Annotated in this window: 24 protein-coding genes; 5 read left to right on the top strand and 19 right to left on the bottom strand. The window is 52.9% G+C overall.

Features of this window, described 5'->3' with window-relative positions; genetic code table 11:
* Positions 1-46 precede the first annotated feature (46 nt).
* Genes CIG75_RS05325 through CIG75_RS05305 form a run of 5 tightly spaced genes read right to left on the bottom strand, consistent with a single transcriptional unit; the run spans position 47 to position 3,876 of the window.
* A complete protein-coding gene (locus tag CIG75_RS05325; protein ID WP_094235720.1) occupies positions 47-511 on the bottom strand; it encodes a 2-thiouracil desulfurase family protein in 465 nt (154 codons plus the stop codon).
* Entirely contained in the window at positions 508-1,662 is a 1,155-nt protein-coding gene (gene queG, locus CIG75_RS05320; RefSeq protein ID WP_094235719.1) for a tRNA epoxyqueuosine(34) reductase QueG, read from the bottom strand. The genes CIG75_RS05325 and queG overlap by 4 nt, the downstream gene beginning before the upstream one ends.
* A 15-nt stretch (positions 1,663-1,677) precedes the next feature.
* A complete protein-coding gene (gene rnhA / locus CIG75_RS05315; RefSeq protein ID WP_094235718.1) occupies positions 1,678-2,109 on the bottom strand; it encodes a ribonuclease HI in 432 nt (143 codons plus the stop codon).
* On the bottom strand, positions 2,106-2,717 hold the full coding sequence (locus CIG75_RS21525; protein ID WP_094235717.1) for a TetR/AcrR family transcriptional regulator: 612 nt from the start codon (positions 2,715-2,717) through the stop codon (positions 2,106-2,108). Before CIG75_RS21525 ends, rnhA begins: the two co-directional genes overlap by 4 nt.
* Before the next feature lie 25 nt (positions 2,718-2,742).
* Positions 2,743-3,876, bottom strand: coding sequence for a YhgE/Pip domain-containing protein (locus tag CIG75_RS05305; RefSeq protein WP_157729400.1), 1,134 nt, complete (start codon positions 3,874-3,876; stop codon positions 2,743-2,745).
* A 148-nt stretch (positions 3,877-4,024) separates the two neighbouring features.
* Between CIG75_RS05305 and CIG75_RS05300 the strand changes: the two genes are divergently transcribed.
* Complete coding sequence (locus tag CIG75_RS05300) at positions 4,025-5,254, top strand: aminotransferase class I/II-fold pyridoxal phosphate-dependent enzyme (protein ID WP_094235715.1); 1,230 nt, start codon at positions 4,025-4,027, stop codon at positions 5,252-5,254.
* A 40-nt stretch (positions 5,255-5,294) separates the two neighbouring features.
* Positions 5,295-5,957 (top strand): hypothetical protein, encoded by a 663-nt coding sequence (locus tag CIG75_RS05295; protein WP_094235714.1) that lies wholly within the window; start codon positions 5,295-5,297, stop codon positions 5,955-5,957.
* 39 nt (positions 5,958-5,996) lie between these two features.
* On the opposite strand, the gene CIG75_RS05290 is transcribed toward CIG75_RS05295, so the two are convergent.
* The 5 genes from CIG75_RS05290 to CIG75_RS05270 form a co-directional block, all read right to left on the bottom strand.
* Positions 5,997-6,341 (bottom strand): phage holin, LLH family, encoded by a 345-nt coding sequence (locus CIG75_RS05290; protein WP_157729399.1) that lies wholly within the window; start codon positions 6,339-6,341, stop codon positions 5,997-5,999.
* A 9-nt stretch (positions 6,342-6,350) separates the two neighbouring features.
* Positions 6,351-7,121 carry an N-acetylmuramoyl-L-alanine amidase gene (locus CIG75_RS05285; protein WP_157729398.1) on the bottom strand — a complete coding sequence of 257 codons (771 nt, stop codon included), beginning with the start codon at positions 7,119-7,121 and terminating at the stop codon, positions 6,351-6,353.
* A 37-nt stretch (positions 7,122-7,158) separates the two neighbouring features.
* Positions 7,159-7,728 (bottom strand): N-acetylmuramoyl-L-alanine amidase family protein, encoded by a 570-nt coding sequence (locus CIG75_RS05280; protein WP_094235711.1) that lies wholly within the window; start codon positions 7,726-7,728, stop codon positions 7,159-7,161.
* Between the two features lie 139 nt (positions 7,729-7,867).
* Positions 7,868-8,068 carry a hypothetical protein gene (locus CIG75_RS05275; protein WP_094235710.1) on the bottom strand — a complete coding sequence of 67 codons (201 nt, stop codon included), beginning with the start codon at positions 8,066-8,068 and terminating at the stop codon, positions 7,868-7,870.
* Positions 8,069-8,167: 99 nt separating this feature from the next.
* Positions 8,168-8,773 (bottom strand): DUF2140 family protein, encoded by a 606-nt coding sequence (locus tag CIG75_RS05270; protein WP_157729397.1) that lies wholly within the window; start codon positions 8,771-8,773, stop codon positions 8,168-8,170.
* A gap of 94 nt (positions 8,774-8,867) precedes the next feature.
* On the opposite strand from CIG75_RS05270, the gene CIG75_RS05265 reads away from it, so the two are divergent.
* Entirely contained in the window at positions 8,868-9,182 is a 315-nt protein-coding gene (locus CIG75_RS05265; protein ID WP_094235708.1) for a DUF2614 family zinc ribbon-containing protein, read from the top strand.
* Between the two features lie 36 nt (positions 9,183-9,218).
* Here CIG75_RS05265 and nth read toward each other — a convergent pair whose 3' ends face one another.
* The 6 genes from nth to CIG75_RS05230 all read right to left on the bottom strand — a co-directional run bounded on the left by nth (position 9,219) and on the right by CIG75_RS05230 (position 14,918).
* Positions 9,219-9,893 (bottom strand): endonuclease III, encoded by a 675-nt coding sequence (gene nth / locus CIG75_RS05260; protein WP_094235707.1) that lies wholly within the window; start codon positions 9,891-9,893, stop codon positions 9,219-9,221.
* Positions 9,890-11,323 (bottom strand): bifunctional metallophosphatase/5'-nucleotidase, encoded by a 1,434-nt coding sequence (locus CIG75_RS05255; RefSeq protein ID WP_094235706.1) that lies wholly within the window; start codon positions 11,321-11,323, stop codon positions 9,890-9,892. The genes nth and CIG75_RS05255 overlap by 4 nt, the downstream gene beginning before the upstream one ends.
* Positions 11,324-11,396: 73 nt before the next feature.
* On the bottom strand, positions 11,397-11,579 hold the full coding sequence (locus CIG75_RS05250) for a hypothetical protein (protein WP_227874366.1): 183 nt from the start codon (positions 11,577-11,579) through the stop codon (positions 11,397-11,399).
* A gap of 382 nt (positions 11,580-11,961) precedes the next feature.
* A complete protein-coding gene (locus CIG75_RS05240) occupies positions 11,962-13,047 on the bottom strand; it encodes a tetratricopeptide repeat protein (RefSeq protein ID WP_227874413.1) in 1,086 nt (361 codons plus the stop codon).
* A gap of 274 nt (positions 13,048-13,321) precedes the next feature.
* Positions 13,322-13,954, bottom strand: coding sequence for a YktB family protein (locus tag CIG75_RS05235; RefSeq protein ID WP_094235702.1), 633 nt, complete (start codon positions 13,952-13,954; stop codon positions 13,322-13,324).
* A gap of 13 nt (positions 13,955-13,967) precedes the next feature.
* Positions 13,968-14,918, bottom strand: a complete 951-nt coding sequence (locus CIG75_RS05230) for a D-2-hydroxyacid dehydrogenase (RefSeq protein WP_094235701.1) — start codon at positions 14,916-14,918, stop codon at positions 13,968-13,970.
* Positions 14,919-15,035: 117 nt separating this feature from the next.
* On the opposite strand from CIG75_RS05230, the gene CIG75_RS05225 reads away from it, so the two are divergent.
* Entirely contained in the window at positions 15,036-15,917 is an 882-nt protein-coding gene (locus CIG75_RS05225) for a complex I NDUFA9 subunit family protein (protein ID WP_094235700.1), read from the top strand.
* On the opposite strand, the gene CIG75_RS05220 is transcribed toward CIG75_RS05225, so the two are convergent.
* Positions 15,907-16,428 (bottom strand): mismatch-specific DNA-glycosylase, encoded by a 522-nt coding sequence (locus tag CIG75_RS05220; protein ID WP_172844415.1) that lies wholly within the window; start codon positions 16,426-16,428, stop codon positions 15,907-15,909. The genes CIG75_RS05225 and CIG75_RS05220 overlap by 11 nt on opposite strands.
* 66 nt (positions 16,429-16,494) lie before the next feature.
* Here CIG75_RS05220 and CIG75_RS05215 point away from each other — a divergent pair, with 66 nt between their 5' ends.
* Positions 16,495-16,845: a cupin domain-containing protein gene (locus tag CIG75_RS05215; protein ID WP_094235698.1), complete on the top strand. Its 351-nt coding sequence runs from the start codon at positions 16,495-16,497 to the stop codon at positions 16,843-16,845.
* A 94-nt stretch (positions 16,846-16,939) separates the two neighbouring features.
* Here the strand turns inward: CIG75_RS05215 and CIG75_RS05210 are convergent, their stop codons facing one another.
* Together CIG75_RS05210 and bioB are read right to left on the bottom strand one after the other, a co-directional pair.
* Entirely contained in the window at positions 16,940-17,317 is a 378-nt protein-coding gene (locus CIG75_RS05210) for a hypothetical protein (protein ID WP_094235697.1), read from the bottom strand.
* Positions 17,318-17,436: 119 nt separating this feature from the next.
* Positions 17,437-18,432, bottom strand: coding sequence for a biotin synthase BioB (gene bioB / locus CIG75_RS05205; protein WP_094235696.1), 996 nt, complete (start codon positions 18,430-18,432; stop codon positions 17,437-17,439).
* Positions 18,433-18,549 lie beyond the last annotated feature (117 nt).

The following is an 18,549-nucleotide window of genomic DNA, read 5'->3' as shown; positions in this document are numbered from 1 at the left end:
GCCCCAAGCAGGTCGGGGCGGAATGTGTCGTATGCAACAACCAGACCTACTTTTGACGATCCTTGTTCGCGTAGGTCTCTTCCGAAAAGACGGCGATGCCATGTCGCTTTAACAGCGCTGACGTCACACCATCCCCCGGTCGTTTGTCACCTGAGAAGGTGCCGTCATAGACGAGCGCCGAGCCGCAGGAAGGGCTCCGCTCCTTTAAAATCGCTTCTTGTGCCCCAACCAATTGAGCCATTTTCAGCGCCTGCTGTGCACCTTTCAAAAACTGATCGGTCACATCTACACCTTGGTTGGTCAGCACTTTTGCTTTGCCGTCGAGCACATCCTCGCCTGTGCCGCCTACAATTTCGGCGGGCGGGCGCGGTGTGGACAAGCCGCCAAGCTGTTCTGGACAGACAAACACCGCCTCGCCCTGCTCGACCATCTGCTGAAATGCAGGAATCAAATTGTCGTCTCCGTCATAACGGCACTGACACCCCACCAAACAAGCGCTGATCACTTTCATGCTTCCGCTCCCCCTTCTCTAAGCTTCACAGCCCATGCCATCTCTTGCTTGACCTCATCCTCCGTCTCCCGTTCAAACGCCTCCGCTACAGCCTCACAAGTGCCCTCAGCGTCGATCTTACGCAAGGCCCACGCAATCGTCCCCCGAATCTCCGGCCGCTCATCCTGCTGTAACATCGAAAGCAGTTTCGGCAATGCTGCTTTCTCACGCATGTTGCCAAGGGCGATGATCGCATTGCGCTGCATCACCTTCGCACCGCGCCAAGCGGCCGCCGACTCGCCAAACTCACGGCGAAATTGCTTGTTTGACAGCTCCAACAGATGCATCAGGTCGGGAAACGCAAATTCCGGCTCCGGGTCGAACTCGATCGCCGTCCCAAAAGCCACGTCCTTGTTCTTCGGGCAGACCACCTGACAGGTGTCACACCCCCACAACCGACGTCCGAGCTTGGCCCGATACTCTTCGGGGATCAGCCCTTTCATCTGGGTGATGTAAGATAAACACTTGCTTGAGTCGGTCTGAAAGGGGTTGACCAACGCTTTGGTCGGACAGGCTTTCAGACACAGGTCGGGACAATCCGCACATTGCGGCAATAAACTAGGCTCGTTCGGCTCGATGTCAACATCACAAACCAGTTGACCGAGAAAGACCCACGAACCGTGCTTTTCGGTGATCAGCGAACAGTTTTTGCCCACCCAGCCAATCCCCGCCCGCTGCGCCACGGCCCGATCGACCAACGGCCCGGTATCGACCGAATTGTGAACGACGATCGGCCGCCCGACTTCCACTTCCAAGCGCGCTACCAACAGCTCCAGCTTCTGCTTCAGCACCTTATGATAGTCCATCCCCCACGCGTAGACAGACATTTGACCGCGCAGACCTTCCGGCTTTTTCTGACCGGCATACTTTTCGGTGCGATAGGCCATCGCAATCGCCACGATCGACTTCGCTTCCGGGAAAAAAGTTTTCGGATCGACCCGCTCTTCCAACACACCATGTTCGAATCCAGACTCATGCCCCGACTCTCGATACATGACCAGATGCTCGTACACATCATGAAATGGCTCCGCAGTCGTCACGCCGATCCCGTCGATGCCCAGTTCCTCACCGATCTGAGCAATCGTTTCCTTGTCGATCTCATGCTTGCCCATCCAAACCTCACATCCTTACCTCGGCACGGCCGCCCGCGCCAACTGATCACAGCGCTCATTCCAGTGGTCACCGCTATGCCCTTTCACTTTGACAAACTGTATTTGATGCGTCCGATAGTACCGCAGCAACTCTTCCCACAGATCGCGGTTGGCGACCGGCTGCTTTTGCGAGTTGAGCCAACCGTTCTTTTCCCAATTCACATACCAGCGCGACTTAAAACAGTTGATCAAATAGGCGCTGTCACTGTACACATCCACTTTGCAGGGATATTTCAACAGCTTCAGCGCCTCGATGACAGCCAGCAATTCCATGCGCTGATTGGTCGTTTCCCGCTCTCCTCCGGAAATCTCCTTGCGATGCTCGCCTGCCATCAGCACCGCGCCATAACCGCCTGGCCCTGGATTGCCCGAGCAGGCACCGTCCGTATAAATCACGACTTCCTTCATGCTTCACCGCCTCGTCCGCTCTCCGTAGGGTGTACACCAAGCCCACGCAATATATATTGCTGCCTCGCCTGCACGAGCTCTTCGTCGGACAACCCTTCATCGTCAAACAGTTCCATCACAAAGGCTGGAGCCATCTTCGGGTACAACAGCGCCCCCATCGTCTGCAACATCGCCGATTTGATCGAGACAAACTGAAAGACGCCCAGCTGCTGCCCTTCGAGCATCGTCCGATACAGACGCTGCCAAAACAAAATCGGATAGCGCCCTACTTGGTGATGCCGATCCGACTTCACCATAATTTCCTGCATCAAAATTTTATGGACTTCATCTTCCTGCCGCATCCAGTCCATGTAGCCTGCGATATATTGGCTCAACCGCTCCACTGGATCTTCAATCGCATCAACTTTCCCAAAGATTTCAGGTCCAGGGAATGCAGACTCGAGCACGGCAAACAGCAATTTCTCTTTACCACCGAAATGATAAGAGACAAGTGCCACATTGGCCCCTGCCTCCTCACATATTTGACGCACCGATGTGGCTTCAAAGCCCTTTTCTGCAAAAAGGCGCTTCGCCGCATCGAGGATTTTTGTTTTCACAGTTTCACTCATTTGCTACCACAACCTTCTGATCTGATCATCTCTTAGCCGAAGGGTCTCGATGAATCAACACGCCGATCACAGACACGCCGAGCGATGCCACCATGATCCACAGCAAGCTGGAGACTGCTCCGCTCGTTCCCGTGCCGCCAAACAACAAGTTCATATTGCCAAGCACCGCATACGTAGCCGGAAGGTAATTCCCGATTGCATAAAAGGTGTCAGACAAAAGCTCGCGCGGCAACATCGTGCCAGAGGTTGCGAGTTGAAGCGACAAGGCGACGATATTAAACAGCATGCCCGCCTGTCCGAACAGAAATAAAAACATCTGTGCAAAAGAGATAAACGCGAACAAAGTCAAGATCAAGAATCCGCACAAAGACCAAAATCCAGCCGCCGGCTCCACATCAAACAGATAGAGAATCGATGTGGCGATAAATCCGACGAGCACAGCTGCCCCAGCGCCGATGATCTGACGGGCCAGAAAGCGCATCCAGCGATTGGTCTGTCCCGCAATCATCGATGCTGATGCTGTCAATTGCATCGACAGGAGCATCCCGCCGACATAGGAAGCGAGCACAACCATCATCGGGACCATCTGCAAAGCAAAATTAGAAATCGGGTTGAGCGCCGTATACGTGCCTGTAACACGTCCAGTCACACCGGAAGCCAACGCCTGCGCCTGTTCAGCAGGTACGCGCATCTGGCCGAGCGCCGCCACGATTGATGTTTGGGTTACCTGTTCATTAACATTCTTCGTCACTTCGCCCAACACCTGCTGTCCGACGCTTTTTACCATCGCCGGATTCGATTCATTGACCAGCACTTCAATTTCTGTCTTTCCACCCTGTTTTTGTAGCTGTGCTGAAAAATCGGCTGGGATGTGAATCACCGCCTGCAGTTCGCGGGCGTTCAATTTTTCATTCCCCTCTTCGACAGATGCAAGATCATGCATGCGAAACGGTAAGCTCGACACCAGATGCTTTGCAATTTCCGCGCCTGTCACAGCGTCCTCACTGATCACGCCGATGTTCATCTGATCCATCCGCGCGGTCACATCATCATATCCGTTCATCCAGACCACCGCAAAGATCAACTGGAAAAGCAACATCGTGATCAATCCGATAATCGTCGTTTTTTGCTTAAAAAACAGCCCAAGCGTACGTCCCATCTTCATCCACCTCATCTAAACGATTGTTTTAATCAAACGTTTGTTTAACTCCTGTCTCTAGATTACCTGCAAAAGAGATCGGCTGTCAACAAGAAATCATCCAGATTAGGGAAGGCTACTTGAGAACAATCCTGAGGAGGAGACAGACATGCTAAAAGCTGACAAATTAAAGGGCCTGCCCCCCTACATATTCGCCCGCCTCGATGAGCGGGTGTTCCGACTGCGCGAATCGGGCGTGCAAGATATTGTCGATTTTGGCAAAGCGGACCCCGATCATCCGACGCCAGATGCGGTCGTCAAACGCTTGCAAGAGACGGCAGCCGACCCGGAAAACCATCACTATCCGGCCTTCAAAGGCTCGCTGTTCTTCCGCGAGCATGTGGCCAAATGGTACCGCGAACGATACGGCATCGAGATCGACCCGGAAACGGAAGTGATCGCACTGCTCGGTTCGAAAGAAGGGCTCTTTCACATCTCGCTCGCCTATGTCTCGGCAGGAGACGTCGGTCTCGTACCCGATCCGTCTTTTCCAGCCTATAACGATGGCATCTTTTTTGCGGGCGGCGAGGTCGTGCGGCTGCCTTTGACCAAAGAAAATGGCTATCTGCCCGACCTCGAAGGGCTTGATGACGAGACCAAACGGCGGGCAAAACTTTTGTTCCTCAACTATCCGAACAATCCGACGGGCGTCTTTGCACCGCCCGATTTTATGGAAAAAACGATCGCTTTTTGTAAAGCGCATCAAATTTTGCTCTGCTATGACCATGCCTACAGCGAAGTGTATTACGATTCGGCCAACAAACCGAAAAGCCTCCTCGAATATGCAGGCGGCAAGGATGTCGGCGTGGAGTTCATCACGTTTTCTAAAACGTTCAATATGGCAGGCTGGCGTTTGGGCGCCGCCATCGGCAACCAAGAGGTGATCAATTCCTTGCTCGTCGTGCAAAGCCACATCAACTCCGGCATCTTTGCACCGATTCAATTTGCAGGGGTCACGGCGCTCACCGAGATCACTCGCTCTTCCTTCCCGCACGAGCAGCGTGAAGAGTACAAGCGCCGCATGAGTTACGCCTTGCAAAAGTTCAAAGAGATCGGCTGGGATGTACATCCACCACAAGGCACCGTCTACCTCTGGGTACCGACGCCAGCCAACCTGAACGGCGAGCAGTTTGCCGATCACCTGTTGGAGGAGTACCGTGTGGTGGTGGCGCCAGGGACCGCATTTGGCAGCACAGGTGATCGCTATGTCCGGCTGTCACTGACCACCAACTATGAAAATGTGGTTAAAGGGATCGACCGCATCTGCGAAGCTTTACAAAAACAAGGCAAGTCCCCAAACGTTCCCGCTCATGAAAGCGAACGGAGCGACAGATGCTAAGTGCAGCATGTAAACGCCTGCTGTGAGGAGGTTTTGCAAGATGAAGTCCTGGCGCAACGGGTTGTCCGCTGTGTGTTTGCTTTCCTTCGTCGCCACAGGTCTTTGGGGCTGTGGCCAGCAAGCGCTTCCCGATCGTGCACACGATAGCGGCGGCGCTACCATTCAATCTCGCAATGCGCAATTAGGCACGGAGCGGCTGATGAATGATGCGCAAAGCAACGGCATTCTCGCCGCGAACGAATTGGCACAGCGCTTGAATCAGCATCCGGGCATCCAAAACACGACCGTCCTGGTCTACAACGGTCACGCCTATGTCGGCTTGACCAGCATCGGCAATGAACGAATTCCCGATGCGCAAATCAAGCAAGATTCCTTTCGTGGAGAAAGCCCTTGGGGCACTACGTCCAACCCCAAATCGGCAGCCGGAATGACGGTGGAGCAGTTGCAAACCGAAGGAATTCGCAGCAACGCTGCGACACGAGAAGGTCCGCGTTCTTCGATCTCCGGTACGATCTCAGATTCCTTGAAACGCAAGGTCGAAAGTACGGTCAAACAATCGTTGCCGCATGTCCAAAAGGTCTACGTCACAGGCAATCTCGAGGTGACTCAACGGCTCAGCGGTTACAAGCACTTCATCTCGCGCGGCGGGGACATGGCGCCGTTTATGAACGATTTCCTGACCGTCTTGAGCAACTCGTTTTAAAGCAACAAAAAAGAGACACACCGCGCGGTGTGTCTCTTGCTATTTGCTAAGCACCATTTCGGCCTTCGCCTTTTCGATGACAGCGCGGATCTCCGGGTATGTCACTTCCACACCTTGTTGATCGCTACGCTCCAGCACGTATTTTACCGCTTCGTTCAGCTTGGCCGGTCCGTCGTAATGAGTAAACGCCCGCTCAGCGTAATGAAAGGCCTCCCTTCCGATCAAATTCAGCCATTCACGCTGTCTGACGCTCATCGTTGTACGGTAATAGCCGAGCGCTTTTAATTTCCACCGATAGAGTACCACGAGAAGGACGAACAAACCCAGTTCCAACCCCATAAGCAGGACGTCTCGTACAGAGATGTCAAAGGTTGCTGATTCCACTCCATTTTTTCACTCCCCCCTTGTTAAGCTGACCGTATGCGTATCATAGTCCCAAGCGATCACACAGCCGAGCAGCTCGGCCAACTCGCGCACTGGCACATAGGTCTTGCCTTCAATTAAGCGCCCCTGTTGTACCAGTGATGCGCCGTTTACTTTCACCGTCACTCGATCATCGACACGAGGTTTCTTCGGTGCCACCATGATCGGTGCCACATACGGACGGTCAAAAATTTTACACAGCGCGACTGCGACCGCTTCGGCCTGTGTTTGCAAAAAGTGCGCATCCGACATCTTCGCTTCTTCCAGCGCATTGGTGATAAATCCACCTTCGATCAACACCGCATCCATCATCGTGTCGCGCAACACCTGAAAATCGCCGAGGTACACTCCACGGTGCTTCTGTCCGGTCGCCGTCGAGATGTGGTGACAGATCAGGTCGGCCTTGTAATAGGCAGTTCTGTCCTTTTGTGACGGGTGAATCCACACCGACACGCCATGCACGTTTTCATCGACGCTAGCATCATAGTGCCACGAAACGTAGAGATCGGCCGAATTGGTGTTGGCAAGCATCGCACGTGCCTTCAGATCGACCGCATCGGTCACGCCCGGCACCCGCTCAATGTCTTTGTCCCGCGTCATCAGCACCTGAAATCCGGCGCGCAGCAGTGCCTCACGCAGATACAGGCACGCCTGTAAATTTACATCTTTCTCCCGCAATCGCTTGCCGACCGCACCGGGATCGCGGCCGCCATGCCCAGGGTCGAGCACAATTCTTGGCATTTGCATTCCTCCTTCACACTACTCCTATGCAGCCAACCTACACATTGGGGGACAACTGTTGCAGCACGCGGATAATGCCGCGTGCCGCCCCTTGCGCTTGGGCCTGCAAAAAGTCTGGGTTTTTGCAGCAATCACGCTCCAGCACACTCGACAAAAAAGCGCCGCGAATCTGCACGGCAGGCACCTCGACTAAGGACAACACCTTGTCGCTGTCCTGAAACACGCCGAGCATGATCTGCTTGGTCGCATCTACGATCGCATCACCGATCAGTTCAAACTCGATCATGTAGTGCTCATCCACATTCTCGTTGACCCACAGCGACACGCCGCTGACCTCTTCATCGGTCAAAAAATCGCAGTGCCACGAGACGAACAGATCGGCCTCCATCGCCGCAGCCAGTTCGGCCCGCTTCACCGCTGATACGTCCACATCGCCGGTGCGAGTGAGCAGCACATCGACGCCATACCCTTCCAATATCGTTTGCAACCTGCGGCAGACCGCGAGGTTGATCTCCTTTTCGATCAGCGTATCTGTAGTAAAACCGCTCTCCGAACCTCCATGTCCGGGATCGAGAACAACATGCCATTTATCCATTTTTGCTGTCATGCAGATAACGTGCTCCTTTCAATAAAAAAGACGCTATGCGAGCCGTGCCATCTTCGGACTGTACAGCAACAACTGACAGTCACATGGACACACTCTGCATAACGTCCTCCGGGTCTCGGTCGGACCATGTACTTTTGCTTTATTTTTTTTCGCGATAATAGGTAGTCGCTTCCATCACACATGACAAAATCTGTCCATGGTGCGTTTTCACCGTGCGGGTATCAAACTCACCCAACTTGAGCTCATCAAGGATGCGTCCGCGGTCAACGAGAACCAGCTTCGGACCATCATCCACGCGCACAGACTGGTAGATCGGTTCTTTTTGAAGTGCATTTTTCATGCAAGCAATCCCTCACTTGAATACGACTTTACATGTCAAGAATAGCACATATGTTCGTATTTTTGCAAGCTTAAACTTTAATTCTAGGAACATTTGTTCTTATTCGCGTAGTAGAACTTCCAATTGAATCCGCTCGCCACCCCAATCAATCTTCTTGATTCGGTAGGAATATTTGTCGCTCGGACGCTCCGACAGCGCGAATTGCAACGTATATTGCTCCGACTCCACATGCACCCACGGCGGCCAGGGCAGACCTTCCAGCACGGCGAACAGCGTCTTCAGTGGGATCGAATAATTGCCGACTTTCGCGTCCTCCGCCACCAGCGTCAGGTCACCGTTTTGTTGGACCTGCGGACGCATCCACATCGACAAATTCATCTGCCGCCCGAAAAAGAACAAAGCCGTATCGGTGCGCACCGTCCCTTTTTCCAGCGCCAAATTGGCATGTTGCAGTGGCGTCTCCTGCTTGGCCAACTGCATCGCAAGGTATTGATTGATCGAATCGATCGATACGTTCGCTTCGATCGGCACGCCCGCCGTATTGACTTGAGAAGAGGGTAAGGACGCACTTGGGCTTGGCCGAGCGCTGGTCAGGTCGAACCATATGTACAGCAAAAACGCGAGCAGAAGGATCAGGAATCCTGCGAGCAGAAAAAATGAAAAGCGCCACGGATTTCCAAACAGAGTTCTTTTCAAAGTGGACAAGCGGACTCCTCCTTTCACATTTCCTTCATTGGACAAAGCACCTGCAAGTAGGGTAGCATGGAGACAGACTCTGCAAAAAATGAGGGATTTTCCTATGAAATTAAATCGTTTGCGCAACTGGGCGCTGGGCTTGATTTTTCTTGCGTTTATCGTGATGTACATCGGCGTGTTCGTGCCTGTCCTGATGCCGTACCTGCTGGTCCTCGGCATGATCATGATCCTGATCTCGGTGTTCATCTACTTCCGCGTCGGAGCGATGTCGATGTCGATCCCCACTTTAGAATGCCCCCATTGCCAAAAAAAGACCAAAGTATTAGGTGTCGAGGACGGTTGTATGTACTGTCAAGGGTTGATCAAAGTCGAGATGGACGAATCGGACGGCCTGTACCTCGTACCGCGCACCAAATAACCTGATCATAGCTGAGTATATGAAAAAAGACCCCGTCTATTCGACACGGGTCTTTTTTCTTGCCTTAAATTCGCGGCAAAAGGGGGTCAACGCACATTGCTCGCACTTCGGCTTGCGGGCATCGCATACGCGTCGTCCGTGCCAGATCAACCAGTGATGAGCATCGGTCCACTTGGCCTTGGGGATGCGCTTGGTCAATTGCTTTTCGATCACCACCGGATCATCGCTCTGTGCCAATCCGATGCGATTGGATACGCGCAACACATGGGTGTCTACCGCCATCGCTGGAATTCCAAACGCGTTAGAAAGCACCACATTGGCCGTCTTGCGCCCGACGCCAGGCAGTTCGACCAATTGCTCCATCTTGGCTGGCACTTGACCACCGTGGTGCGTCAAAAGCAAGTGACAGGTGGCGAGAATGTTTTTCGCCTTGTTTTTGTAGAGGCCGATCTCTTTGATCTCCTGTTCCAACGCTTCCTGACTCAAAGCGAGAAACGACTCGGGGTCAGGATATTTTTGAAATAGCGTCGCTGTGATTTGATTGACCTTTTTATCGGTCGCCTGTGCCGAGAGGATCGTTGCGATCAACAGCTCAAACGGATTGCGAAAATCGAGTTCACAGTGCGCGTCTGGGTACATCTCATACAGCGTGTCGAGAATCTTGGTGACCGGGACGCGCGGCAGGTTCGCTTTGGCTTCGGTTGTGCTCATTCTTTCTCCTCCTGATATAAAAAGCGTGGCACGGTGTCCACCCGAACGATCTCTTTCAATTGCATACCGAGCAACTCTCGCAAAAACGGCAGTTCAAAGCGGGTTGAGCGCCCTTGCTTGAACTCTTCATAGACGGGCGAGAAATAGAGATAGTCGGCAGTAGCCACTTCGTAGTAAGCCGTTGGGTCGAGCGGTTGACCGCCAAGTTCTGCCGTGACCTCATACTGGTCCTCCACACCGCTTGGCACAACCCGCACGACAAGTCCCGACACTTGCAGACCGCCGACATAGTGACCACGGAAGCCATACCCTTTGCCCACGCGCTCTACATAGGACGGGTCGAGCCCCTTATGAAGTAGGCTGAGAATCTGGGCCCCCGTCAGCTCCAGCACCACCAGCGTGCTCGGCCCGGGGAAGCAGGTCAGCAGATCGGCACGGGTGACCTCCCCGGCGATCAGTCCGTGTGATAGCAGGCCAGCATTGATCATCGCAATCGGGGTGCCGGTCAGTCGGCGCATCCCATCGGTCAGCACATTGGACAGCGGAGAATCTCCGGCGATTCGATGTTCCAACGGCTCGGGCAGTTCGGCCACCACTTGCGCCAACTCCACCGCCGCCGCTTCCTGAAAGTGAGCAAGCACGTCCACAAGGTCCTGATCGGGCACGGTGCTCAGATCGCGACCGATCGCACCGCCTGAAAAAGACACGATCTTCCGCGACTCAACGTCCCACTCTACCGCGAGATGGCCATAATGCGAGCCGTAACACCCAGCCTGGCAGATGATCGTGTTGCCGACCTGCTCCGGCTTCTGCAACGCATGGTGCGTATGTCCGCCAAAAATAAGATCGATCTCCGGAAATTCGGCTGCGATCTGTCGGTCACTGTGCAAGCCTAAATGTGACATCAGTACGATCAGATCGACACCTTGCTTTTTGATCTCCGGAAGCAGCCGCACGATCGCATCACGCGGCTGCTCAGCCTCGATCCCAAACATTTTATAAAAATCAAAAAACGGTACGGTGAGCCCAAGTACCGCGATGCGAACGCCGTCCCGCTCCCAAATCTGATACGGCTCAAATTCAGCGCATGGCTCCCGCGTCTCGCTGTCAAACAGGTTGGCGATCATCACCGGAAAACCCGCTTCATTGACCAATTCATACCACTTGTCTCGCGGCAGTGTCAGTCCTTCGTTGTTGCCAAACGTCCACGCATCATACTCCATCTGCTTGAGCAACGCAGCGTTGGTACGGCCAAGCGTGCCCTCCGTCTCCATCCGCTTACGGTCCGCATGGTCGCCAATTTCCAACGTGAACACCAAAGCCAAATCCGCTTTGGCCCCTTCGCGGTGCCGCCTGATCTGGGTGGCCACCTGCAAGTATTCTTCAAAATGGCTGTGTACATCGTTCGTATGGAAAAAGTGGATTTTCATAGCGCCCGCTCCCGTTTCGCCTCTGTTTTCCTTATTCTAACACAAGTGAAAAAGCCACGCACCCGCGCGGCCTTTAGTCATCCGAACCATTGTCATGTTCATCGAAGGAGAGATGGTAGACCATCGTCGTCTCGCCTTGCTCACGTTCCCGCTCGGTCGCGGGGCGCTGTAATTCATCATCTTCAAGCCCTGGCGCGACCGTCGGCTCGTGACGACGCTGGTACAACCGTATCGTTTTTTGTTGCCTCTTCATCATGCACACCTCCTCGCATGGAGGTAGTATTCCAAGAACCAAAAAAACTCCTCGCGTCAGCAGGAGTTTTCTTGCCCCCAGTATTCGCTTTTGTAAAAACTGAATTATCCAATAATATCAGGCGCCATCGGTTCCGGCGGTTCCGTTTGCGCGAGGACTGGCACGCGCATCGGCTCCGGCGGTTCCGTCTTTGGAGCACCCATCGGTTCTGGCCGCTCCATCGAATCCCCCTTATTCATCAACTCAGCTGAAACTGCTGAGGCTTGATCATGTCCCCCACTCGTTACGTCCCATGCTCCCCCAGCCAAGAGTCCCCCACTCAAGAGAAGAAGACTTGCGAATGTAATACTCATCCAAACTTTGATTTTCACAGGAAAGACCTCCTCTAACCAATTAGTTGGACTGCATTCTGGCTGTACTGCTCGGCAAGCTCTGCGAGACCTGCTTGTTCAAAATTGTCAGCAATCTTCTGCAACAAAGCTACCACTTTGTGTTGCGTGTCCTCGCTACCCGCGAGAAACGTAGCCCGGGAAGCGCAAACTTCTAAATCGTCATAGCGGCCCAAGGCAAACAGGATTTGCGCCCAGCTATCGAGGCACAGCACCTCTTTTTCTTGCAAGCGGTATTGATGGCAAATCGCGATCGCTTGTGTGATGTAGTTTAACGCTGCGTACCAGTCACTTTCAGAAATCAGGTAATTGGCGATCGAGTGCAAGGTCGTCGCTTGCCCGGAGAAATCGTGAATGCGCTTTTTCATCTCCAACGACATCCGCCAAGCGGCGATCGCCTCTTCCATGCGTCCGAGGTCTCGCATCAGTTCCGCGTAGTTGTGCCACGTTCGGGCAAGATGCAGGTAATCCTTATGTTTTTCAAAACCGCCTCTTGCTCTTGTCAAATGTTCATACGCTTCATCAAAACGCCTCTGCGCCTTATAGCAGATGCCAAACAACATTTCCATCAGCGCGACGTCATGTTCTTCGCCAAACGCTTCAAACCACTTTAGAGCTCGCCCTGCATATTCGAGTGCGGCGTCATAACTTTCCAGATGCTCATAGACGAGCGCGATGTTCTGCCAGAGGATCGCGAGGTTCCGATCTTCGGAGTGGAACGTATTCTGCCACTGCTGCTCGACAGCAACTAAGAAGGAAAGCGCCTCGTTGTACATCCCCACCTTTATGTACATCCGGCCTTTCATCCGCAGTCCGGTCAGCACCAGTGCAGCTTGCTCCACAGCATCCGCCTGGGCTACCCAGTGAAACCACGAAAGCGCCAACCAATATTGACGTAACTTGTCCAGAAGCTTGCCGATTCGAAGTGCTAAGGAATAATCAGCGTGAAGCCGTACGATCGATTCCCACGTTGTCAATTGATCGCCGATCAGTTGCAAAACCGCATCAGAGCCATCTTCAACTAACATCTCCAGCTTGGTAAGCTCCTGCTCTAACTCTTGAACAGTACGGACGGTAATCATCGACTCCAACACACTCAGCTCCCCTCACTTCACTTTGTACTCGGCCGTTGATTCATGCTGTCTGTTCGCCTAATGTTTAGTCTTCCGTGTTTAAAAATATAATAGGGTTTCGATGTAAGTTTATCAATAGATTCCTGACATTTTATTATAATATGACTAAACTTCTCATGATTCTCGTTAATTCGACAAAGTTCATCGCGTCATTTGGGCTGTAGTTCGCATAAAAAGATAGACGCCTGTATACCCATACGGTAGACAAGCGTCAAATTCCTTTTTATTGAATTGAAAATGCCAATCGGTACAGCGGAAGCATCGTTTCAAAAGCGGTCTTGGCTTGCGCGGCAAACGCATCGGCGCTCATTTGCACCGCTTCTTCGCGCGGGATTTTAATCCCGATCATCACTTCTCCGTTCTTTTGCTTGGCAAGGCGCTGGGCGATGTTTTTAAAATCAGCATTCTTCATCTCGCTTTGCACCATCCCGTTTGGATTCATGTGATCTGGATACCAAAGATAGTGGGACGGGATCGTCGCTTTGATCTCTTTTAAATGCTTGATCATCTGTTTGGCGAACACGCCTTTCATCGGCGACTCATAGATGATTCCGAATTGAATGAAGGCATGGGTTCCCCACGCCCCGATCTGAAAGTGTGGATACATCTTGTATCCGCGCTTGTTTTTGCTCCATGCAACCCACGAATCTTGGGGCGGGTTGGTCTTGCGGCGCGCGTGTTTGGCCACGTGCGGGAACATCTCCTCACCGGTCAGCTCGCTCAAGATCGGCACAAAGTCATCGCCTAGTTGCGTTAGTTTGACCCGCAGGTGGGCGATCAACGCTTCCATGCGCTCTTCCAGTCCTTCTACTTGAAACACATCAAAATCCGCCTCGGTAAAACCGGTAAACTTCAAGTCGTTTCGCTCCTCAATACCCTTTTTTCACATCGATGACATTTTGCATCGTGCCTTCTGCACCGCGGTAGATCGCCAAATTGTGCAGCAAGATGGCCTGAGCACGTTCCATATATTTCGGGGAGCGCGCCGAGACATGCGGTGTCAGGATCACGTTGTCCAACTTCCAAAACGGATGATCTGCCGGCAGCGGCTCCTGTGCGAACACATCCAGTCCCGCTCCACGAATTTTCCGCTCCTGCAAAGCGGTCAACAGTGCCGCTTCATCGACCACCTGTCCACGGGCAATGTTGATCAGAACGGCGCTTTGCTTCATCAGGCCGATCTCGCGCGCGCCGATCATCCCGTCTGTCTCCGGCGTCCGCGGCACGATGACCACCACATAGTCAGCGCGGGTCAGCACTTCATCAAGCCCATTTCGGTCGAACACTTCATCAAATTCAGGCAGGTCGCGCTTTTTTGTGGCAACGCCAAGCGTGTGCATTCCAAACAATTTGGCGCGCTCCGCAATCTTGCTCCCGATCGCTCCAGCACCGATCACGCCGAGCGTCTGCCCATCCAATTCGTCAATGCGAATCGTGCGATCCCAATGCTGTTGCTGTTGATGTTGGTACAGTTCAACAAAACGGCGGGAGAACATCAGGATCAGGCCGATCGTATATTCGGACATCGGCCCGACATGAATTCCCCTCGCGTTGGTGACGAGAATCCTTTGTTTGTCCAGTTGCGAAAAGGGCATGTGTTCCAGACCTGCGGACAGGACGTGTACCCACTGCAACGAGCTACAAGTCTGTACGATCTCTGCGGTCAAGTCTTCGCCGTATGTAATCAGGATCTCTGCTTCTGGCAAGTGATCTCTCGCTTCTTCCAAGTTGGGAAACACATGAACGTCTAAATCGGAGGCAATTTCCTTCATCTTCGCTACATGCCGGTCGCTGACCGGGCAGGTGGTGATCAATACCATAGTCTCAGCCCCTTCGATGTCTGTTCTTTCATTATGGGAAAAGTCTCGCAGGTACGCAACCTTTCCCTTTTGTTGTAAAATAGAGGCAATTCATGAGAAAGGTTGAGGTGGTCTCAAATGAAGGTGTTTTTGACCGGGGCGAGCGGTTTTGTCGGACAGGAGATCGGGAAGCGCTTAGCGGCGGCAGGTCATGAAGTTCGTTGTCTGATCCACAACAGCGCCCAACTTCCAACACAGTTCCAGGCGGTGCAAGGCGACATCTTGGACAAAAACAGCCTCGTTTCAGCCATGCAAGGGTGTGACGCCGTCGTGCATCTGGTGGGGATCATTCGCGAGGCGCCGCAAAAAGGCGCGACGTTTCAAAGGATTCATGTGGAAGGAACTAAAAACATGGTCGATGCCGCTCGGGAAGTTGGCATCTCACGCTTTTTACAGATGAGTGCGCTCGGAGCGCGACCTGGCGCGACGAGCCCTTATCACCAGACCAAGTGGGACGCAGAAGAATATGTACGAGGCAGCGGACTGGAATGGACGGTGTTCCGCCCTTCGGTCATCTTTGGCCCTGGAGACGGCTTCGTCTCACTGCTGGCCGATGTGTTAAAACGTGCGCCGCTGTTTCCGATTTTCGGACACGGGCAATTTCCGCTATCACCAGTCGCGCTGATCGATGTGGCTGAAGGATTTGTGCGTGCGCTCGCCAAGCCAGAAACGGTCGGGCAAGCGTATGAGGTGGGCGGTCCGGAGGCGATTTCGTATCGCGATGTGATCGCGTGCATCGGGCAGGTGGTCGGTAAAAAACGAGTGCGGACCTTCACCGCACCGATTCCCTTGGTGCGTCCGGTCGTTTCGCTCCTCGAAGGGTTCTCCTTTTTTCCGATCACATCCGCCATGCTGACCATGCTCGTCGAAGGAAACGCCTGTGACTCAGCGCGATTTGCAGCCGATTTCGAACTGACTCTCACCCCGTTTCGAACCGGCATCTCCTATGTTAACGGTTGACCAACACGCTCAATTCACGATAGATCTCCAGAATGTCTTCATACTTCATGCGCACCAATCCGCTGGATGATGGCGCAACAAAATCGATGACGCCAGGCACAGCAGATTCCGGTTGAACGCCCCAAGGAATGCTGCGATGGCCATTGTACTCTTCATACACACCTTTGCCAACAAAGCAGGCGACCATCGGGGTGTGCTCACTGATCAACTCGCGCAGGCGAACTCTTCCTTCCGCATATTCCTGCCGAGTGATCTCGTCGGCACGCCGTGTCGAGCGGGCGACGATGTTGGTGAAACCATAGCCGATCTCCAACAGATCGCGGTCTTCCGCCGGCTTGATCAGGCGCGGTGTCAGGCCCGCATCGTGCAGCAATCGCCAAAAGCGGTTACCACGTCCAGCATAATTGTGACCGATCTCTCCCGATGTAAGCGATGGATTATAGCCAATAAATAAAATGCGAAGCCCCTTTTTGATCGAGTCTGGAATCGGCTGTTGATTCAGTTCTCTCATATACATGTACCTCCCCAATCTACGCATACTAGGTTCATCTGCCAGCCAAAAGGAGGAGCTGTTCATATGAACCGTGCGGAAACAGTTTTTCAAAATCCGGCATTTCATGACGGCGGTGTCGGCAAGGTGAACAATTTCACCGGAGCCGCTCTGACCACCAATACGTATTACTTTCGCCCTGGGCAAACGCTGAACGTGCAAAGCCGTCCCATCAGCGATCAAGTCTATGTCGTACTTTCAGGTGAAGGTCAATGTTTGTTGGACAACGGACAACAGGAGACGATCAACATTGCGGCCGGGTCGGTGGTCTATGTCCCGAACGGCGTGCAATTTCAGATGGTAAACTCAGGAAGCCAGGAACTGATCTGCACCGAAGTGTGTCATCCGAATCATTTGCACGAAGCGAAAGGCTACTAGTTATGTACAATAGAAAACCCGACATTCCTTCTGTGGAAGTCGGGTTTTCTATTTCTTTCTTAATTACTGCTTAATTACTGAGGACGAAAAACGCCTAGTAGCTGGCCTCTGCATTCGTCAGATACTTCGCAAGCAAGTTCGGAAGATCGATCCGCAACTTCGAGTTGGCGACCACTTCATCACAGCCTGCCTCTTCCGCAGCCTGACGAGCATCGACGTCTACGTGGGGGCCATAGGCGAGGACAGGAACACCTGTCTCCCTCGCTTGGGCCACCGTCTTTTGCCATCCCTCCGTTACGGCGGTCAGATCCAAAATGACGAGTGACGGATAGATGTCTAGTTTCTCGATGATTTCTTCGTTCGAGGAGACCAAGATGACATGACCGCCAAGCGCGCTTGCCACCTCACCAATACGAACGGAGAACATCAGATTGTCAACCCAAGCCAATACAGTCTTCACAGCTGCTTCCATGTACACTCCCCTTTCTCCCCAACGAATAGGAACGTTCTTTAGGTACGTACTATATACATTAACGAAATTTGGCGTTCCCTGCAAGTGCCTCAGCTCTGATTTTTATACATTAAGCCAATTTATAATGCGCATTCTTCGATTTCAAAACCGAGGTCTTCGATCATCTTCCAATCGGAAGTCGGCTCCTGTCCCTGCGTCGTCAAGTAGTCCCCGACGAAAATGGAGTTAGCCGCATAGAGCCCGAGCGCCTGCAGCGAACGCAGATTGATTTCGCGTCCACCAGAGAGCCGAATTTCTTTGGTCGGGTTGAGGAAACGGATCATGGCGACCGTCTTCAGACAATGGCGCGGGTTGAGATATCGAACCCCTTCATACGGCGTGCCGTCGATAGCGTTGAGGAAGTTGACCGGGATCGAATCGGCATCGAGCGCACGGAGCGCAACAGCGATGTCGACCAGTTCCCGATTCGATTCGCCCATTCCGATGATCATACCGGAGCACGGGGACATCCCCGATTCTTTCGCTTTTTGCACAGTGTCCACTCGATCATCATACGTGTGTGTCGAACAGATCTTGTCATAATTGTCTTGCGATGTGTTGAGGTTGTGGTTGTAGCGCTGCACGCCCGACTCGGCCAATTTTTGGGCATGTTGGTCGGTCAGAAATCCGAGGCAGGCGCAGATTTTCAACTGGGTGGTCTCGCGGATCTCTTTGACCGCTTCCACCACCCCATCCAATTCAGCGTCGGAAGGACGGCGGCCCGACATCACGATGCAATAGGTGCCCGCTTTGCGTTTGATCGCCTCTTGAGCGCCTGCGAGAATCGATTGTTTGTTCAGCAATGCGTATTTTTCAACCGGTGCATCGGAGACGATCGACTGCGAACAGTACCCGCAGTCCTCCGGGCAGAGTCCCGATTTGGCGTTGATGATCATGTTAAGTTTTACTTTCGTGCCAAAATAATGCTTGCGGATTCGGAATGCCGCCTGCATGATATCGAGCAGATCTTCGTCAGGCGCTTCGACGATCTGCAGCGCTTCCGCTTCGCTCGGGACGTAGCCGTTCAAAATTTTCTCTGCCAATTCGCGGTAGTTGCGGTTCGTTTGTACGGTCATGTCAGTTCCTCCTAAAATTCCACTTCCTACTCAATTGTCAACCTCATAAAAACAATTAGTTTACAATAAGAAAAATTGTACCATCCTCTACCAAATGCGGCAAGTTCCACGTGCCTG

Origin of the sequence: Tumebacillus algifaecis (genome assembly GCF_002243515.1) — a bacterium.
Taxonomy (GTDB): domain Bacteria; phylum Bacillota; class Bacilli; order Tumebacillales; family Tumebacillaceae; genus Tumebacillus_A; species Tumebacillus_A algifaecis.
Note: the sequence above shows the minus strand (reverse complement) of the source record. Positions and strands in the feature narration are given on the sequence as shown.

What these genes read in the sequence shown, in the direction of transcription:
- CIG75_RS05325 (WP_094235720.1), bottom strand. Translation starts at nt 511, where the DNA reads ATGAAAGTGATCAGCGCTTGTTTGGTGGGGTGTCAGTGCCGTTATGAC.
- queG (WP_094235719.1), bottom strand. Translation starts at nt 1,662, where the DNA reads ATGGGCAAGCATGAGATCGACAAGGAAACGATTGCTCAGATCGGTGAG.
- rnhA (WP_094235718.1), bottom strand. Translation starts at nt 2,109, where the DNA reads ATGAAGGAAGTCGTGATTTATACGGACGGTGCCTGCTCGGGCAATCCA.
- CIG75_RS21525 (WP_094235717.1), bottom strand. Translation starts at nt 2,717, where the DNA reads ATGAGTGAAACTGTGAAAACAAAAATCCTCGATGCGGCGAAGCGCCTT.
- CIG75_RS05305 (WP_157729400.1), bottom strand. Translation starts at nt 3,876, where the DNA reads ATGGGACGTACGCTTGGGCTGTTTTTTAAGCAAAAAACGACGATTATC.
- CIG75_RS05300 (WP_094235715.1), top strand. Translation starts at nt 4,025, where the DNA reads ATGCTAAAAGCTGACAAATTAAAGGGCCTGCCCCCCTACATATTCGCC.
- CIG75_RS05295 (WP_094235714.1), top strand. Translation starts at nt 5,295, where the DNA reads ATGAAGTCCTGGCGCAACGGGTTGTCCGCTGTGTGTTTGCTTTCCTTC.
- CIG75_RS05285 (WP_157729398.1), bottom strand. Translation starts at nt 7,121, where the DNA reads ATGCCAAGAATTGTGCTCGACCCTGGGCATGGCGGCCGCGATCCCGGT.
- CIG75_RS05280 (WP_094235711.1), bottom strand. Translation starts at nt 7,728, where the DNA reads ATGACAGCAAAAATGGATAAATGGCATGTTGTTCTCGATCCCGGACAT.
- CIG75_RS05275 (WP_094235710.1), bottom strand. Translation starts at nt 8,068, where the DNA reads ATGAAAAATGCACTTCAAAAAGAACCGATCTACCAGTCTGTGCGCGTG.
- CIG75_RS05265 (WP_094235708.1), top strand. Translation starts at nt 8,868, where the DNA reads ATGAAATTAAATCGTTTGCGCAACTGGGCGCTGGGCTTGATTTTTCTT.
- nth (WP_094235707.1), bottom strand. Translation starts at nt 9,893, where the DNA reads ATGAGCACAACCGAAGCCAAAGCGAACCTGCCGCGCGTCCCGGTCACC.
- CIG75_RS05255 (WP_094235706.1), bottom strand. Translation starts at nt 11,323, where the DNA reads ATGAAAATCCACTTTTTCCATACGAACGATGTACACAGCCATTTTGAA.
- CIG75_RS05250 (WP_227874366.1), bottom strand. Translation starts at nt 11,579, where the DNA reads ATGATGAAGAGGCAACAAAAAACGATACGGTTGTACCAGCGTCGTCAC.
- CIG75_RS05240 (WP_227874413.1), bottom strand. Translation starts at nt 13,047, where the DNA reads ATGATTACCGTCCGTACTGTTCAAGAGTTAGAGCAGGAGCTTACCAAG.
- CIG75_RS05230 (WP_094235701.1), bottom strand. Translation starts at nt 14,918, where the DNA reads ATGGTATTGATCACCACCTGCCCGGTCAGCGACCGGCATGTAGCGAAG.
- CIG75_RS05225 (WP_094235700.1), top strand. Translation starts at nt 15,036, where the DNA reads ATGAAGGTGTTTTTGACCGGGGCGAGCGGTTTTGTCGGACAGGAGATC.
- CIG75_RS05220 (WP_172844415.1), bottom strand. Translation starts at nt 16,428, where the DNA reads ATGAGAGAACTGAATCAACAGCCGATTCCAGACTCGATCAAAAAGGGG.
- CIG75_RS05215 (WP_094235698.1), top strand. Translation starts at nt 16,495, where the DNA reads ATGAACCGTGCGGAAACAGTTTTTCAAAATCCGGCATTTCATGACGGC.
- CIG75_RS05210 (WP_094235697.1), bottom strand. Translation starts at nt 17,317, where the DNA reads ATGGAAGCAGCTGTGAAGACTGTATTGGCTTGGGTTGACAATCTGATG.
- bioB (WP_094235696.1), bottom strand. Translation starts at nt 18,432, where the DNA reads ATGACCGTACAAACGAACCGCAACTACCGCGAATTGGCAGAGAAAATT.